This window comes from Leptolyngbya cf. ectocarpi LEGE 11479, assembly GCF_015207065.1.
GTDB classification, from domain to species: Bacteria; Cyanobacteriota; Cyanobacteriia; order Phormidesmidales; family Phormidesmidaceae; genus Leptothoe; species Leptothoe ectocarpi.
This window is the reverse complement of the sequence record NZ_JADEXP010000120.1, coordinates 1-16,278: the sequence shown is the minus strand read 5'-3', so window position 1 is coordinate 16,278 and position 16,278 is coordinate 1. Positions and strand designations below refer to the sequence as shown.

General features: G+C 50.5%; 16 protein-coding genes and 1 pseudogene. 8 read left to right on the top strand and 9 right to left on the bottom strand.

The annotated features are described in order from the left end of the window. A pseudogene (locus IQ260_RS14270) lies at window positions 1–92 on the top strand (IS5/IS1182 family transposase); the annotation flags it as partial. A gap of 182 nt (window positions 93–274) precedes the next feature. Here the strand turns inward: IQ260_RS14270 and IQ260_RS14265 are convergent. The 7 genes from IQ260_RS14265 to IQ260_RS14230 all read right to left on the bottom strand — a co-directional run bounded on the left by IQ260_RS14265 (window position 275) and on the right by IQ260_RS14230 (window position 8,664). After that, window positions 275–1,411, bottom strand: coding sequence for a THUMP domain-containing class I SAM-dependent RNA methyltransferase (locus tag IQ260_RS14265; RefSeq protein ID WP_193993775.1), 1,137 nt, complete (start codon window positions 1,409–1,411; stop codon window positions 275–277). A 111-nt stretch (window positions 1,412–1,522) separates the two neighbouring features. Next, on the bottom strand, window positions 1,523–2,350 hold the full coding sequence (locus IQ260_RS14255) for an FCD domain-containing protein (RefSeq protein ID WP_407657738.1): 828 nt from the start codon (window positions 2,348–2,350) through the stop codon (window positions 1,523–1,525). Window positions 2,351–2,591: 241 nt separating this feature from the next. Next, entirely contained in the window at window positions 2,592–3,881 is a 1,290-nt protein-coding gene (locus tag IQ260_RS14250; RefSeq protein ID WP_193993774.1) for a Zn-dependent hydrolase, read from the bottom strand. Between the two features lie 46 nt (window positions 3,882–3,927). Continuing rightward, window positions 3,928–4,107 carry a hypothetical protein gene (locus IQ260_RS14245; protein ID WP_193993773.1) on the bottom strand — a complete coding sequence of 60 codons (180 nt, stop codon included), beginning with the start codon at window positions 4,105–4,107 and terminating at the stop codon, window positions 3,928–3,930. A 122-nt stretch (window positions 4,108–4,229) separates the two neighbouring features. Beyond that, window positions 4,230–5,600, bottom strand: coding sequence for an 8-oxoguanine deaminase (locus IQ260_RS14240; protein WP_193993772.1), 1,371 nt, complete (start codon window positions 5,598–5,600; stop codon window positions 4,230–4,232). 3 nt (window positions 5,601–5,603) lie between these two features. Beyond that, complete coding sequence (hpxO, locus tag IQ260_RS14235) at window positions 5,604–6,770, bottom strand: FAD-dependent urate hydroxylase HpxO (protein ID WP_193993771.1); 1,167 nt, start codon at window positions 6,768–6,770, stop codon at window positions 5,604–5,606. A 49-nt stretch (window positions 6,771–6,819) separates the two neighbouring features. Beyond that, complete coding sequence (locus IQ260_RS14230) at window positions 6,820–8,664, bottom strand: iron uptake porin (protein ID WP_193993770.1); 1,845 nt, start codon at window positions 8,662–8,664, stop codon at window positions 6,820–6,822. A 196-nt stretch (window positions 8,665–8,860) separates the two neighbouring features. Here IQ260_RS14230 and IQ260_RS14225 point away from each other — a divergent pair, with 196 nt between their 5' ends. Both IQ260_RS14225 and IQ260_RS14220 read left to right on the top strand, forming a co-directional pair. Then, window positions 8,861–10,273, top strand: coding sequence for a nucleobase:cation symporter-2 family protein (locus tag IQ260_RS14225; RefSeq protein WP_322744963.1), 1,413 nt, complete (start codon window positions 8,861–8,863; stop codon window positions 10,271–10,273). A 119-nt stretch (window positions 10,274–10,392) separates the two neighbouring features. Next, on the top strand, window positions 10,393–11,400 hold the full coding sequence (locus IQ260_RS14220) for a DMT family transporter (RefSeq protein WP_193993769.1): 1,008 nt from the start codon (window positions 10,393–10,395) through the stop codon (window positions 11,398–11,400). 29 nt (window positions 11,401–11,429) lie between these two features. Here IQ260_RS14220 and IQ260_RS14215 read toward each other — a convergent pair whose 3' ends face one another. Further along, window positions 11,430–11,933, bottom strand: coding sequence for an antibiotic biosynthesis monooxygenase (locus tag IQ260_RS14215; RefSeq protein ID WP_228016082.1), 504 nt, complete (start codon window positions 11,931–11,933; stop codon window positions 11,430–11,432). 161 nt (window positions 11,934–12,094) lie between these two features. Next, complete coding sequence (gene guaD / locus IQ260_RS14210) at window positions 12,095–13,456, bottom strand: guanine deaminase (protein ID WP_193993767.1); 1,362 nt, start codon at window positions 13,454–13,456, stop codon at window positions 12,095–12,097. Between the two features lie 65 nt (window positions 13,457–13,521). On the opposite strand from guaD, the gene IQ260_RS31030 reads away from it, so the two are divergent. From IQ260_RS31030 to IQ260_RS14190, 5 genes are all read left to right on the top strand, one after another. After that, window positions 13,522–13,824 (top strand): hypothetical protein, encoded by a 303-nt coding sequence (locus IQ260_RS31030; protein WP_228016080.1) that lies wholly within the window; start codon window positions 13,522–13,524, stop codon window positions 13,822–13,824. Further along, on the top strand, window positions 13,824–14,132 hold the full coding sequence (locus IQ260_RS31025) for a hypothetical protein (RefSeq protein WP_228016078.1): 309 nt from the start codon (window positions 13,824–13,826) through the stop codon (window positions 14,130–14,132). The genes IQ260_RS31030 and IQ260_RS31025 overlap by 1 nt, the downstream gene beginning before the upstream one ends. 84 nt (window positions 14,133–14,216) lie before the next feature. Next, window positions 14,217–15,113: an ROK family protein gene (locus IQ260_RS14200; RefSeq protein WP_193993766.1), complete on the top strand. Its 897-nt coding sequence runs from the start codon at window positions 14,217–14,219 to the stop codon at window positions 15,111–15,113. 42 nt (window positions 15,114–15,155) lie between these two features. Next, window positions 15,156–15,545 (top strand): nuclear transport factor 2 family protein, encoded by a 390-nt coding sequence (locus IQ260_RS14195; RefSeq protein ID WP_193993765.1) that lies wholly within the window; start codon window positions 15,156–15,158, stop codon window positions 15,543–15,545. A gap of 92 nt (window positions 15,546–15,637) precedes the next feature. Further along, on the top strand, window positions 15,638–16,278 hold a 641-nt coding region (locus IQ260_RS14190), incomplete at its 3' end, for a VWD domain-containing protein (RefSeq protein ID WP_193993764.1).

The window sequence follows — 16,278 nt, the reverse complement described above, 5'->3', positions numbered from 1 at the left end:
GCCTGAGTAAGGATTATGAACGCTTACCCGAATCATCTGAGGCCATGATTTATATTGCCATGACTCGCTTGATGCTCAGGAGACTGGCATGATTTGATACACCCCTCTACCTTTTAAAACATCCTCTTAAAACCGATCCATTTTGGAGTCAGCTGACAGCGGTGCAATCAGATCAGGTTCAGACTTTTGACTACCATGGCTTGATCAATCCAGGAAGTATCAATAGTATCGAGCAGGTATGTAACAATCTTGGCGTTACTTGAGATTGGGCTCTCTAGTACATTTCATACTTCAAGAACTGGCAGGGGATAGAACCATTGTAAATCGGGATTTTTCTAGCCGTTCTGAGACCAATACACTTGGTTAAAGCCTTGTTGCCACTGAGGATATAGGCGGTCCATCCTTTAAAGCGTTGTTTCAGGATATCGCCCATGAGTTTATAAAAGGGAGCGAGATTTTCTGTTTTGCCCAGACGCTCACCGTAGGGTGGATTACAAATTAGGATACCGCTGTCGGCGGGGGGCTCAATGTCGGCAAAGTCCGTATAGTTAAATTCGATGTGCTCAGCAACACCGCTATAGTCTGCATTGGTGCGGGCATCGGTGAGAATATCCAGGTCGCGATCGCACCCCACCACGTCCACCCCTAGCTCACGCCGCTGTCGCTTTTTCGCGGCTGCTACTACATTCTCCCAGAGTGCCTCGTCATAATCAGGCCAGGTTTGAAACCCAAACCCCTGGCTGGTTTCATCCCGAAAGAGACCGGGGGCAATATTCAGCGTCTGTAGACAGGCCTCAATGGGTAGCGTACCGGAACCACACATCGGGTCGAGAAAGGCGACATCGCCGGACCAGTTTGTTAGCTGCACTAGGGCCGCTGCCAGAGATTCCTTGAGTGGGGCTGTGCCCATGACAGGCCGGTAACCCCGACGATGGAGACTGCTACCAGAGCTGTCTAGGCTAACGGTGGCATTATTGTCGTTAATATGAATATTAATCTGCACGTCGGGAATTTCTGTGTCTACATTGGAGCGTTCTCCAAACCGATCTTGCTGCTGATCGACAACGGCGTTTTTGACCTGCAGGGCCGTAAAGTGACTATGGTTGAGGCGGTCATTTTTACCGGTGGCCTTGACGGCTAGGGTATGGCCCGGGGACAAGTATGGCTCCCAGTCAATGCCTTGAATGCTGCGGTAGAGAGTGCGACTGTCACGGCAGGGGACACGGGCCACGGTTACTAGAATCCGAAACGGTAGTCTAGCCCAGAGGTTAATGGTGTAGAGACGGGTGCGATCGCACCGAAAACTCACCCCGCAGAATCCCGGCTCCACCCCATCTGCCCCCAGATGTTCCAGTTCCGTTGCAGCCAGTTCTTCTAAACCCCGTGCCACGGTGGCAAAACAGTTGAACATACGATTCCTTCCGCTCCCTGAGCATGCCTACCAAGCATGCCCCACGATGGCCCAAATAGGCAATCTAGCGTTGCCGATCCTCGGCCCGCCGCTTAAATCTTTTTCCAAAAGCTACCCAGAAACGCTGGTTCCTATAAACTGTCGTCCACAGGTCTTGCACAGATAGTTTTGTTTATCCTGGCGACGGCCATTTTTTTTAATGCTATCGGAACTACAGCTTGGGCACAGTATTTTTGACTGACTACCCGCCTTTTTAAGGTCCTTTTGGGAATGGGAAAACACTTGCACCACCCGCATTTTACTCAGTTTCAAATGCTGCCGAATCGACTGGGTAGCCGCCTCAGGATCGCGTTTGGCAATGGCATGGAACAACTGCCAATGTTCAGCGTGAATAGCTTCTACGTCAATGGGCACTTGTAAAATTTGCAGCCTTAGCAGTTTCACCTGGTTTGACAGCTGGTCCAGCAGCGATAACAACCAGGGATTTTGAGAACTTTCAGCAATCAGTCGATGAAAGTTATAGTTCAGCTCTAGCTGTTTCAGTTCCGGATTATTGTCAGAGGGCCATGCAGCGCCCATTTGCGCTTTAAATATAGCCTCAGAATCCAAGAGATTTTGCTCTAGGGCCTGCAGCTGAGCTGACGTGGCATAGCGGCAAGCCCCTTCCACAGCTAGCTGCTCTAAGGCAATCCGACAGTCATACATATGGATGGCACTGTCCAGCGAAATCTCAACAATCGTGATCCCATCTGGAGAATCCGTTGTCAGCAGCTGTTCTTGCTGCAGCCTGCGAATCGCTTCTCGAATCGGTGTACGGCTAACTTCGAGCTGTTTAGCTAGCTGGCTTTCATTGAGTCGTTCTCCTAGACCCAGTTCTCCAGACAAAATTGACGTCCGTAGAGCCAGATAAACACGCTCGTGTAATGGCTGAGAAGACAACTTACTAACCAATGGCTGCAGACTTCAAACAATACTTGCATTTGTAATCTAGCCGATTCCACTAGACATTAGAGTCAGTATGTAAACTTTGTTAAGTGTAGTCTAAAGCACCGTTTCAGCTCAAGAAGCTACCCGCTATTCAGGCCCCCAAACCCCCAATCTTGGGGGCTTTGAGTCTTGTTCCCCCCAGAATTGGGGGTTAGGAGGGCTTTCAACCGGTACAGTTTTTCCGAGAAAATGCCTAACCGGCCTCTAACCGGCATCGATAATGCTGATCGAGCTGCATCAAGGTATGTAATAAAACATTGGCCCCCTGGGCGCACTGTTCAGGGGCTGTGTACTCAGCACTGGCATGGCTCAGCCCTGAGCGGCTAGGGACAAAAATCATACCCATATCGGTAACGCTAGCCATATTTTGAGCGTCATGGCTGGCCCGACTGGGCAAGGACTGACTCTTTAAGCCCAGGCAGTTACTCACGCTGGCGATGGTGTTGTAAATATGAGAATTAACCAGAACAGGCTCATTTCTCAGGGTGGGGTGGATCTGAATGCGGGTTTGGGTCCCCTTGGCAATGTCATCCATGGCTGTTACCAGCATGGCCTCCATTTGATCTAGGCAATCATTGGATAAGTCCCGCATCCCTACCACCATCTCAACATGACCGGGGACGGTATTGGCCACATTGGGGGTGGGGGTAAGCATCCCCACCGTAGCCACCTGCTCACCGGTCATGGCGTTGTCTTTGAGGCAGCCGATGCGATGGATTGCCAGCACTAGCTGAGAGGCGGCCACCAGGGCATCCTGACGCATCGACATGGGGGTGGTGCCAGCGTGGCTAGCCTGGCCTGTAACGGTAATGACATATCGCCGTTGCCCAACAACGCCCGTGACGAGGCCAATGGTGTTACCAGTGGCTTCCAAAACCGGCCCTTGCTCTATGTGCAGCTCCACAAAGGCGACTAAACTACGGGGATCTCGCCGGGCTGACGGTAGCTGTTCCCAGTCTCCCCCTAGGCGTTTTAAGTTGTTCTCAATTGGGTTGTTGGCACCAGTGGAATAATAGCGCTCTAAGTTGAGTAAGGCTTTCCCTCCCATGGCTTTGCTGCCAATCATGGTGCCTTCCTCATCAGCAAAAACAATCACCTCGATGGGATGGTTCAACTGGATATCGTGGTCATACAGGGTGCGGACCACTTCGAGCCCAGCGAGCACACCATAGGTGCCGTCGTAGATGCCGCCATCGGGGACCGAATCTAGATGGGAGCCGGTGGCGAGGGCCGGTGCATCAGGATACTGGCCCGGATACTGGCCGATCAGGTTGCCTGCCGCATCAATTGTAACGGTCATGCCAGCGGCGGCCATATGCTCCTGGACCCAAGCACGGGCTCTGATGTCGTCATCGCTAAATGCCAGACGACGGATACCGCCTGTGGGCAAGGCCCCAATGGTGGCCAGCTCAGCAATGGTCTGCTGCAGGCGACAGCTGTTGATGGTCAGAGACCGGGTCGATGGTCGTATTGTTTTTTGCATTTATTTTGAGAAGCTGCCAGTGAATGGACAAAGTCTGAGTCAATCCTTAATCCAAGGGAAAAGACTTTGCTACTGACAAGTTCAAAAGCTGCTGAGTATTCCAGCGACCGATGCTGCTGGCTTGAATGTTGCTTGGAATATTGGTCCCATAGGCCGTTGCCAGGCTTTGGCTCATGTGGACAAGCTGTTCTGTTGTCCAAGGATTTGAAGTTGTCTTTTTGACCATTTTGTGACCTCCTTCTGAATATTCTGTTGTTCTTTCACCATAGAAAGAAACAACAACAGATACCAGCACTAGCTCGAATCACTTACATGAGTAGATTAGATGGAAGCTCTCAAATTGCCACGTCAGTTCACCATGCCAACGGCGATTTGATTACAGGTTTGGACCAGCTGTTCTAGTGGAACTGTGACCAGTCGCCCCTGGTCAATCACCTTTTTGCCGTTGATAAAGCTGTAGTCTACGGCAGGAGGCTGACAAAAAATGAGGGCGGCGACAACATCGTGATGACTGCCGACAAAGGCGGGGGTGTCTAGATTAAAGGCAATAAAGTCGGCGGCCATCCCTGGTGCCAGGTAGCCAATGTCGTCTCGGCCCAACACCTGTGCCCCACCCCTGGTGGCGAGTTCCAAGGTTTCACGGGCGCTGATGGCCGCCGCTGATTGGTCGCGTACGCGCGCTAGCAGAAAGGCTGTGCGAGCTTCTTGCAACAAATGGGTGGCATCGTTAGATGCGGCCCCATCGACACCGATACCTACCGGCACGCCTGCTGCCATCATTTTACGGATGGGGGCGATGCCGCTGGCCAAGCGCATGTTGCTACAGGGGCAGTGGGCGACGCCAGTGTGGGTATGGGCAAATTTTTGGATGGCGGCATCGTTGAGCTGAACGCAGTGGGCATGCCAGACGTCCTCTCCGAGCCAGCCTAGAGATTCGGCGTAGTCGCCGGGTCTGAGACCAAATTTTTCCAGGCTATAGTCCACGTCACTTTTGTTCTCCGCCAGGTGGGTGTGTAGACGCACCCCTGGATAGGTACGGGCCAGGGCGGCTGACTCCCGCATGAGATCAGGAGACACTGAAAACGGGGAACAGGGGGCTAGGACTAACCGCAGCATGGAATGACGGCTGTTGTCGTGGTAGGTCTCAATCAGCCGCTGGGAGTCTTTGAGGATAGCGGCTTCAGTCTCCACCAGGCTGTCGGGAGGCAGCCCCCCCTGGCTCTCGCCGACGCTCATGCTGCCTCGACTGGCGTGAAAGCGGAGGCCAATCTCTTGAACGCCTCGAATCTCGTCGTCGAGGGTGCAGTCATTGGGGAAAATGTAGAGATGATCGCTAGCGGTGGTGCAGCCAGAGAGCATCAGCTCAGCGGCAGCCATCTGAGCGCTAGCGTAAATGGCTTCGCTGGTGAGATTGGCCCACATGGGATACAGGGTTTGCAGCCAGCTAAAGAGATCGCAGTCTTGGGCGGCGGGGACAGCCCGAGTCAGGGTTTGGTAAAAGTGGTGATGGGTATTGACCAGACCGGGTAAAACAATGTGTTTGCCATCAAAATCGATGACGTCATCTGCCGTATCGGATGCTGTATCGGACAGTGTCTCGGTAGTCCCCACCTGCAGAATGACATTGTCTTGAATCAATAAGGCCCCGTCCCGGATTTCCCGGCGCTGGTCATCCATGGTGACGAGGGTGTGAATATGTTTGACCAGTAGGGTGCTCATGGTTTAGTGCATGGGGCCGAGCAATATTGTTTCAGAAATGGCGTTCATAATTGTGGTGCCGTCTTCAGTGGATAAGTCGGCATACCACTGCTGGGTTTTATCAGGGACTTTGCCATGGGTCATGTTGGAGCGTTTGCGGGCTTTGAGAATGATCTGGGCCACTCGCTCTAGACGGCTAGCTTGATAACGTTCTAGAGCATCTGATACGGCGATATTGGTGGTGCATAGATAGTTAGCGAGCATCCAGGCATCTTCCATGGCTTGGCAGCCCCCCTGGCCCAAGTCGGGGGCAGTGCTGTGGGCGGCGTCTCCGATTAGGGCGACTCGGCCTTTGACCAGGGTTTTTAGGGGTTCGATGTCGTGGATTTCAACTCGATTGGTGGCGGTTGGATCCAGCTGCTGGATCAGTGTCTGTACCGGCTGGGCCCAGCCGTCAAAGTGACCTAGTAGTTCCTGACGATAGCGCTCAGGGTTGTTCTCAGTGCCTTTGGGTAAGGGGACATCGAGGAAAAAGTAAAAGCGATCGCAACCCACCGGCATCACCGACGCCCGCTGACCATCGGCGACGTAGATATCCCAGCTGTTGGGCGGTGCCAGGGCCTCGCTAACGGGCACCAGCCCATTCCAGTTGACATAGCCCACGTAGCGCCGCTCGGTGGGCTGACCCAAAATATAGGCACGAATAATGGAGTGGGTACCATCGGCACCGATCACCACATCCCCCGTGGCGCGATGGCCGTCTTCAAAAATGGCCGTGGCACTGTCGGCGGTTTGTTCCACCGCCACACAGCGCTTATTGAGCTGGACGTTTTCCGCGCCAATGGCGTCTAGCAGCATCTGTTGCAAATCAGTGCGAGCAACCGGATAGGGGGCTTGGCCCACACGATCGATCAGCGGCGATAGGCTAAACCCAGTGAGCAGTTCGCCCGTTTTGCCATCGTAGTAGGCCATGTGTTCCATGGGACCACCGATGGCGGCTATTTCACGGCCCAACCCCAACCGATTTAAGATCTTCACTCCGTTAGACCAGAGAGAGATTCCGGCCCCGGCAGGTCGCAGGGCTTTCACTCGGTCATAAATTTCGACATCGTAGCCAGCTTGTCGCATGGCCAGGGCCGTCGTTAGACCGCCCATCCCAGCGCCCACAACAATGATTTTTAGCTTTTCCATCTATCTGGCATAAAACGACATGATAGTTCCCACAGACCCACGAAACGCTCTAGAAAGAGAACTGGGTTTGCAAGTTGAAAACATAGATGTCGGAATTATCGCTGAAATTGTTCGCATTGTTAATCCAATAAACAGACGGAACAATGGCGATGTTGTTGGTCAGCGGATAGCGATACGAAAACTCAATTTCTTCTTGGGTGGCTCCATCACCGCCGCCGGAGACCAAGAAATTACGTCCGTCGGTGACATCAAAGGGGCGCAGATACGAGATTGTAGCCAGGGAACCGGGCTTGAGCAAGTCATGAAACGCTAACCCAAGCTGAATAGACTGGGCATTCACTTCCCCATCGGGGCGTCCTGGCGTGATTGCAGATAAGTTCGTACTGCCATAGCTGTAGCGACCAAAAAGGCCCAACCAATCCGACGGCTGCCAGTCAAAATTAAACAAGAAAGTATCGGCGGTGGCTCCGTCTAAGGGGCCACCAAATCCATCATCGGCAAAACCATAGAGAGGTTCACTCGCTGCACCGCCAACCAAGCCATTCGCATTTGTATCTAACTCACTGCGGGTGTAAAGAAACCGAAGTGCCAAATCGTCGGTGGGAAACACCTCAAGCTGAGCGGTCAATGTATTGGTGCCACCAAATAATCCTCGCGAAGCATCGCTAGATGAACTATTGGTCAGAAATTCAGTTGCTTCGGCCAGGTAGCCCAGGGATAGCTCCACCTTGTCGAGCACATCCCACTCAACCACCACACCAGCGCCTCGGTCTACGGCATTGACCTGAGTACCGCCGCTGGAGTTAAAGCTGTTAGCACCAGTGACTAGAAACGTGTACTTATTGTTATCAAAGTGGCGGTACCAGTTCACTTTAGGGCCAGCCGTCACAAACACGTTATCGCCCAGCGGAAATGAGTAAAACGCTTCTCGAAGAATGACGTCATCTTCTAGACGGCCACCCTGCTGGGCTGTAAACGGGGTGCCAAAGGTATTGAATAAACCAGCGGAGGCAAAGCTATTAGCTGGCGAAACCCCGTCGCCAACAGCTAGCTGTAGTATGAGCCTGTCTTCTCCTGTAAAGGATGTCAGTAGATTGAGCCAGGTTAAATAGCTAAAGGTAACTTCGGGATCATCGGTGATGGTGCGCACTAGCGGATCACCATTGGCATCTCGAGCGGCGGCAAAAACATTGATCCCCTCCGCCTGGATATCACCACTGGCCGTCACCCCGGTCAGATGACCAAATACTCGCCCCCGCAGCTTTGTTGTTGTAGAAAACTGGGTGTCCTCCAGGGTGGCGACATCCGCCTCCAGCGCATCAACCCGCCCCCGAATGGAGGCTAATTCAGCGGCAAAGTCTTCTTGCAACCGTTGAATGGTTTCTAGATCTGAATCTTCTAGACCTCCCATTAACTCAAGAATCACATCCAGACAAGCATTTAACCCCGCTGCAAACTCATAACGAGTCATGGCTTGATTACCCCGAAACGTGCTGTCGGGGTAGCCTTCAATACAGCCATATTCTTCCACTAGACGGGTTAATGCCGTATAGGCCCAGTCCGTTGGTAGGACATCATCCAGTTCACTAACGCTGGTCACTTGAGCCAGCTCGGCTCCGGGGACGGTCGCTTCAGGGCTGGCTTCTAGACTAGCCGGATTAAGTACGGTATCAGGCTCTGGAATTTCTAGCTCCGCTTGATCTAACGGCTCAGCTTCAGCAGTAGAAACAGCGGTCAGTAACGCAGATTGTTGACCTATTTGCTGACTAGCAATCTGTTCGCCAGCCAGAACACTACCTCCTAAAACCCCTAGCCAAGTCCCTGTCGTCAACAATACTTTACAGAAAAATGAAGGGCTCAGTGGAGCCGACACACCGTTGGTCACCGTAAACATCTAGCGAATTCCCCACACCATGGAATTAAATTGTTCGCTTACGCTAACAGGAAGAATAGATGCTGACTGTATACAGGAGAACTTTTTTTGTTTCATACATCACCTTAAATACGTAGACGACCGCATAACCTAACGCGGCGGGTGGTGTCGTTTTAACAACACCGGAGCCAAGGCTTGATAAAAAGGAGATTTTTTGGTGAGCGAACAAGAGGGAATTATTCAATATCCAGACGAAACCGTGGCAGAGTTACCGCCTGAACCTGCGATCGCAAAATCTACAGATTTAATTTATGGTCTAGAATCCAAACCGCCGCTGCGAGACACGCTCTTTGCTGCCGTTCAGCACGTTTTAGCCAGTTTTATCGGCATTATCACTCCGTCTTTGATTATTGGCGGTGCCATCGGTCTAGAACCTGAGGATAGGGCCTATCTGATTAGCATGTCTCTGTTTGTCTCAGGTATTGCCACCTTTATCCAGACTCGACGCATTGGACCAGTAGGGTCTGGACTGTTGAGTATCCAGGGCACCAGTTTTGCCTTTATCGGTCCGATTATTGGTGCCGGAACAGCCGCTGTCGCAGGAGGGGCTACACCTGCCCAGGCACTGGGATTGATTTTTGGTATGTGTCTAATTGGCTCTTTTATCGAGATGATATTTAGCCAATTTATCGAAGTCATCAGTCGTGTGATTACCCCTCTGGTCACCGGTACTGTCGTCATGCTGATTGGTCTCACCTTGATCAATGCCGGCGTTTTAGCCATGGGCGGTGGGGCTCTAGCTAAACAAAATGAGACCTATGGCAGTGCTCAAAATGTGCTCTTATCCCTGTTGGTACTGGCCATCATTATTATCCTGAACAGCAGTCGCAATACCTTTCTGCGCATGGCCTCCATCGCCATCGGTTTGATTGTTGGCTACATTGTTGGACTGTCCATGGGGCTGGTGGATTTGAGTCGGCTCAGTCAAATGGCTATCTTCACTCTTCCTATACCGTTTAAGTATGGCTTTGGGTTTAACCCGACCGCGTTTATCCCCTTTGCTTTCTTGTATCTAATTACCACCATCGAGTCCATTGGCGACTTAACAGCCACATCAGTCGTCACTGGCCAACCCATTCAAGGAGAAACCTACTTTCGTCGCATGCGAGGTGGCGTTTTAGGCGACGGTCTTAACTCTTTTATTGCCGCCATTTTTAATACCTTTCCCAACACTACATTTAGTCAAAATAACGGCGTGATTCAACTAACCGGCATTGGTAGTCGCTATGTTGGCTACTTTATCGCTGTTATTCTCAGCATCCTAGGACTGTTCCCCATTATCGGCGGTGTCTTGCAGGCCATTCCACAACCTGTTTTAGGCGGAGCAACCATCATTATGTTTGGCAGTGTTGCCACCGCCGGGATCAAGATTGTTTCGTCCATTGAGATTGGTAGACGAGAAACCCTGATTTTAGCTACATCCCTGGGGCTAGGTCTAGGCGTCACCTTTGCTCCAGATTTACTCTCTGGCATGCCAATTCTGATCAAAAATATCTTTGGTTCGGGCATCTCCGCCGGAGGTATTTGTGCCCTGGTGCTCAACATTTTATTGCCGGGAGAGCGTAAATAATTGACGGAGCTATTAAATGCTGGATGGGGTAATCTACGGCAAAAGTATGCCAGCTCAAAGATGGTAAGATACGTTGTTACCGTCTTATACCCTAAACCCTCGTTTTCCCTGAGGTAAGCATGTCCCCATCGCTATGGCCCATCTCTAAACGACTGACCGGAGCACTCACCCTAGTCATTGCCCTGTTAGGAATTGCCTGTGCCTCTATTCTTCTAGTCATTGCCGAAAAAGAGATTAGCCCCTATGCAGCTACATTTGATCGGCTAAGTATTGCCACTGTTATTTTTTTACTGTGGCATGGCATCACCCGGATCAGTGGGCGGGCAGCTAGCTCAAGTGATGCCGACGTTCCAAAAGGGCTGGTCCCAACGCTAGATTTAGTGGATATTGGGTTGCTGCTCCTGTCAGGCACAGCATTCTCTGGGTCTTTAAGCCTTTGGGCCTGGTCCCTAACCCAAACCAGTGTGGCAAATTCCACTCTTTTGAATAACATGATGCCTATATTTACTACCTTAGGCGCGTGGTTATTGCTTAAAGAGTCCTTCAGCCCCAAGTTTCTATGGGGAATGTTTGTTGCCATTGTAGGAGCTGTTCTTATTGGTTTAGGGGATTTACAACTTACCAACGGGTTAATAGGCGATGAAGCCGCCCTGACCGCTGCATTATTATCTGCCATTAATATTCTCTGTATCAAGCAGCTGCGCATCCGGTTTGATGCCGCTTGGATCATGCTGTGGACCAGCTTTATCGGTAGCTTGTTGGTAATGACACTGTTGTTCGCTATGCAAGAGACTTTTTTCCCAAGTACGGCTATGGGATGGACCGCTGTGATCTCGCTGGCTATCTTTTCCCAGGCCCTAGGACAGGGGCTGCTCACCTACAGTCTGAAAGTATTTTCAGCCGGATTTGTTTCCATTTCAATGTTGTTAATCCCGGTGATTGCAGCCGTTTTAGCCTTGCTGATGTTAGATGAACGATTAACGCTGTTCAACTGGTGTTCTTTTGGCATTGTTCTGGTTGGTATTTATATTGCCATATCTTCCAAAGCTTCTGAGACAGATGATGAGACTGAAAAGCTAAAACTAGTCGATATCTCGGAGGAGGTCAAAATTGAAACCGTAAATTAAGCAAAACTGGGCAAGATTGAGTGCTCGATCTAATTTGACGCTGTTGGATAAAGCCAGAAACTTAAAATCCTAGTCAGCATAGGCATGACTGGATAGGTGAGCAGGGCAGAAACAAACGTAACAGATATGAGCAAGCCTAAAAAAGATGGCAGGGGAGATAACAGGTCGCTTAGCAGAACATTCGCAAGCAAGATGAGAGGATATACTGCCAGCACCCCTAAAATCACTTGTTTATAGTAGGCAGGCTGAGTATCGTCTAAGTTTCCCGTTGGTTTAGAAAACCATATTTCCATACCGCTAGTCATGTGCCGTAGTGTTCGTCTCGCCACTAATCCTTTAGATTTATCAATCCATTGTTGATAGATAGATGATGTCGTCCAGCAGCGTAAATGATGATAAGAAACAAATCTGACAATGACCACATATTCAGCATAGGCATTGTCCCTAGGGCGTAATATCTCAGCTCCTAAAAACCCTTCAAATTGCTGAGCAGCCAGGCTGATCCCTCTGGCCCAAGCTTCGTAGTCCTTCAATCGGTTTGGGGCAATAATTTCAGAAATTACCAGCGTAACCGGCTCAGAAGGTAGATAGGATTGGGTTGCAGTACTCATGAAATAAATGGTTTTCCGATAACCAAATCATAGCCGTTGCTGGTTTAGGAAATGAGCTAGGCAATTGAAGCTCGGGTACCCTCCTATGTGATAGATTGTGTCTGTTTGTGGGCCAGCTCTCCCAAAATGTAGGTTTCCTGGACAGTCCGATCATCGCCCATCATCACCAGAGAAAAAACGCGATCTGCTAGCTCTTTTAGATCACCTGGGGTATCAGAGTTGTTGCGAAAGGCCATCAGAGGTGTGGCTCGTGGATTGAGCACAATAAAGTCTGCAGCTTTGCCAGGGTCAAAGTTGCCAATGCTATCCTCTAGACATAATGCCCTTGCACCACCCAGTGTGGCTAAAAATAGAGCCTTGAAAGGAGATAATTTCTGATGGCGTAATTGCGCAACTTTGTATGCCTCATTCGCGGTTTGCAAGATGGAGAAACTGGTCCCTGCCCCCACATCTGTTCCCAGTCCTACCTTTACCGGATAGTCTGTAGACTTGGCCTGTTCAAGCTTGAATAGGCCACTGCCGAGAAACAGGTTTGATGTGGGACAAAAAGAAATGGCTGACTTAGCTTCTGAGAGTCTCTGAAATTCTGCATCCGTCAGCTGTACACCATGGGCAAAGACTGAGCGCTCTTTTACCAGACCGGCCTGATCGTAGGTGTCGAGATATCCCTGGCAGTCAGGAAAAAGCTGTTTTACCCAAGCTACTTCGTCCACATTTTCAGATAGGTGGGTATGCAAATAGACATCTGGAAATTCCTGCAATAGCTGGCCTGCTAGCCGCAGCTGTTCATCGGTGGAGGTAATGGCAAACCGGGGCGTGACCGCATAGTGCAGACGACCCCGCTTGTGCCATTTTTGGATCAGGGATTTGGTCTCCTGATATGATGATGCGGCAGTGTCACAGACCGCATCTGGTGCATTGCGATCCATCATCACCTTGCCAGCAATCATGCAGAGATTTCGACGCTCTGCTACCTCAAAAAAGGCATCTACAGACTGGGGAAATACAGAGGCAAAGACTAAGGCCGTGGTGGTGCCATTGCGCAGCAGCTCATCTAAGAAAATCTCAGCAACTTCGCTGGCGTAAGCTTTATCCTTAAACTTACTTTCAGTGGGAAATGTATATTGATTGAGCCATTCTAGGAGTTGTTCTCCGTAGGCGGCAATCATACCAGTCTGGGGGTAGTGGATATGGGTATCGATAAATCCTGGCACGATCAGCCGATCAGGATATTCCATCATCGGAATATCTCCATACTCAGGGTGTAAACCGTCATAGCTACCAAAAGCCTTGATATGGCCATCAGCCAATACCATCAGTCCATCGGCTATATAGCGAACGCTCTCTAGCTCAGGTTTGTAAAAGGGATCGTCGATAAAGTCTAAAAACGATCCGCGAATGCCTTTGAGCGGAGGCTGACCCGATTGGCTTTCTATAGAAGACATGCGATGAAGAAGAGACGCAGTGGTAATAGATGTATCATTAATTTACATAACTGTGGTTAGACTTTATGAGCCGAAGTAAGATTCTACAGGAAGGAAAGTCTTACTCCTTTCGTCAATATTTTGAGCTTCCCTATGAGCCTGACGATATTTTGGCAGAGTTTGGCTATGGTTTAACGGTTGGCAAACTGTCGTTGCCAATGTCCAATCAGCCATTTGAACGGTTACAAAGCCTGCAACAGCAGATAGAAGATGTGCTGCCGCTGGTGAGTTTAACAAGTGAAGTAGCACGTCGTGAGGTATTGGTTTCGCCGATACTATTAGAGATTTTCATCAGTGTCGATGCCAGCTCAAAATTGAGTATCTGCTGATGGTTAATGATTGGCTTAAAGGGAATTTGGACTATCTGCTCAGGGCGAAGACAAGTGTTGCTGTTGTAGAAGCTAAACGGGATGATTTGAGTCGGGGATTTACTCAGCTTGCCGTTGAGCTAATTGCCCTAGCGGAGATAGAAGAGCAGTCTGTTATCTATGGTGCAGTCACGATTGGTGAAGCTTGGCGATTTGGTAAGTTAGACAAACAACAGCGCCAGATCAGTCAGGATCTGACTCTGTATAGAGTACCTGATGATTTGGAGCAGGTATTGGCAATTCTGCTAGGCGTAATGGAGTACCTTTGAAAACTACGGACAGATCAGTAGATGGCGTAGTGAGTTTGTACTCTAATCGCTATATATTGAGCATATGTTCAAACGGAAACGGTAATGTCACTTTTTGGAGCAATCGAGGCGGGTGGCACAAAGTTTGTCTGTGCCGTGGGGGCGAGTCCTGACGATCTGCGAGCAGAGATTCGGATTCCAACAACAACTCCGACAGAGACCATTGCCCAAGTTATCGATTTTTTTCGTCAACAAATATCGCGGTGGGGACCGTTAGACGCGATTGGTGTGGGGGCGTTTGGTCCCGTTGGTACCCAGGCTGACTCGTCTACATTTGGCTGGTTTCTCGATACCCCCAAACCGGGCTGGCAACAGATTGACTTTGCTGGCATGCTCAAGCAGGAACTGTCAGCTCCCGTCGGGTTTGATACCGATGTTAATGCGTCGGCCCTAGGAGAGTATCACTGGGGCAATGGCCAGGGATTTGATACTTTTTTGTACCTGACTGTGGGGACAGGAGTTGGCGGTGGCGCGGTCGTTAACGGTCAGCTGGTGCATGGGCTACTGCATCCTGAAATGGGTCATATTCGGATTCCCCACGATTTATCTAGCGATCCGTTTCCGGGAGCTTGTCCGTTTCATCAAGATTGTTTAGAAGGATTGGCTTCGGGATTTGCCATTGAAAAACGGTGGCAACAAAAAGCGGCATTACTTCCGGCTGACCACCCAGCCTGGACGCTAGAAGCCCATTATTTGGCAGTGGGCCTAGTAAACTTTATGCTGACGTTCTCACCGGAGCGGATCATCCTGGGTGGGGGTGTGATGGAACAAAAACAGCTGTTTGGGCTGATCCGCTCGCAGGTGCGCCAGCAGATGAGCACCTATCTCAAGGTGCCAAAAATCATGAACGACATTGATAGCTACATCGTTCCGCCAAAGCTCGGTGGCAAGGCCGGTATCATGGGCGCGTTTGTCCTGGCCCAGCAGGCGGCTAAAGCGTAACGATTGACGATATTCTAGCTATCAAAATTATGTAGAACTTACATGTCAAACGAACAATCTGCTGTTCTAGAAGCCAATCAAACGTTTTATCGAGCCTTTGAGAAAAAAGACATTGAGGCGATGGAAGCAGTTTGTTCTAAAGGTATTGGTAGCCTTTGCATTCATCCGGGACGTAAAGCTCTTAAAGGGTGGGAGGCGATTCGCCAGTCGTGGTTGCAAATTTTTAAGGCGACGCGCTATCTCGAAATTGATGTCGATGTGATGTCTGTGGATGTCTCTGGCGATCTGGCCTACGTGGTTTTGGTCGAGAAAGTGATGCAAATTTCAGGCAGTCGCCGGTTAGAAGCCACATCAATGGCAACCAATCTATTTGAGCGTATGGGCGGCCAGTGGTATCTGGTGCATCACCACGGTAGCCCGATTATGGGATGACTCAACCCACCCCAAAACAACCGTTGGGCAATTGGATGTGTGCATCTAGGTCAGGAATTAATGACGGAATTCCCTAGACCTGGGGTGTAGAAATGAAAGACTCCTATCAACGAACGAACATATCCATGACCATCCTGACTCCAAAATCGTTACGGCGGTGTTTAGGGCTGTTTTTGGCAGGTCTGCTCAGCAGCCTGATGATTACCACCCAGCCGGCAGCGGCCCAAACCAGCTTCTGTGAAAGTCGCTCTGTGCCATCCGATGTGGCCCAGGGTCGCAGCTACGGAGACCCCCACATCAATACGTTTGATGGGTTTCACTATGGCTTTCAAACCGTGGGCGAGTTTATTTTGACCCATAGTCGCAACCGTGACTTTGAGGTCCAGGCTCGCCAGGCCCAGGTGCCTAACCGCAATAGCCTATCGCTCAATACGGCGGTGGCGATGCGGGTGTGTGACCACCGGGTGGGCATGTATGTGCAAGATAGTCCTGATGGCCGCAGCCTCATGTGGGTCGATGGTGTGGCTGTTGATATGGATGATGGATTCCCATTGCCCAATGGCGGGGAGATCCAGCGGCAGAGCGATCGCAACTACACCGTGATCTGGCCCAGCGGTGACCAGGTGGCGCTTAAAATCATTACGGTCAGCGGGGCTCGCTTTATTAACATCATGCCGATGGTGAGTCGCGATCGCACCAATCGGATGGCCGGATTACTGGGTAACTACAACGG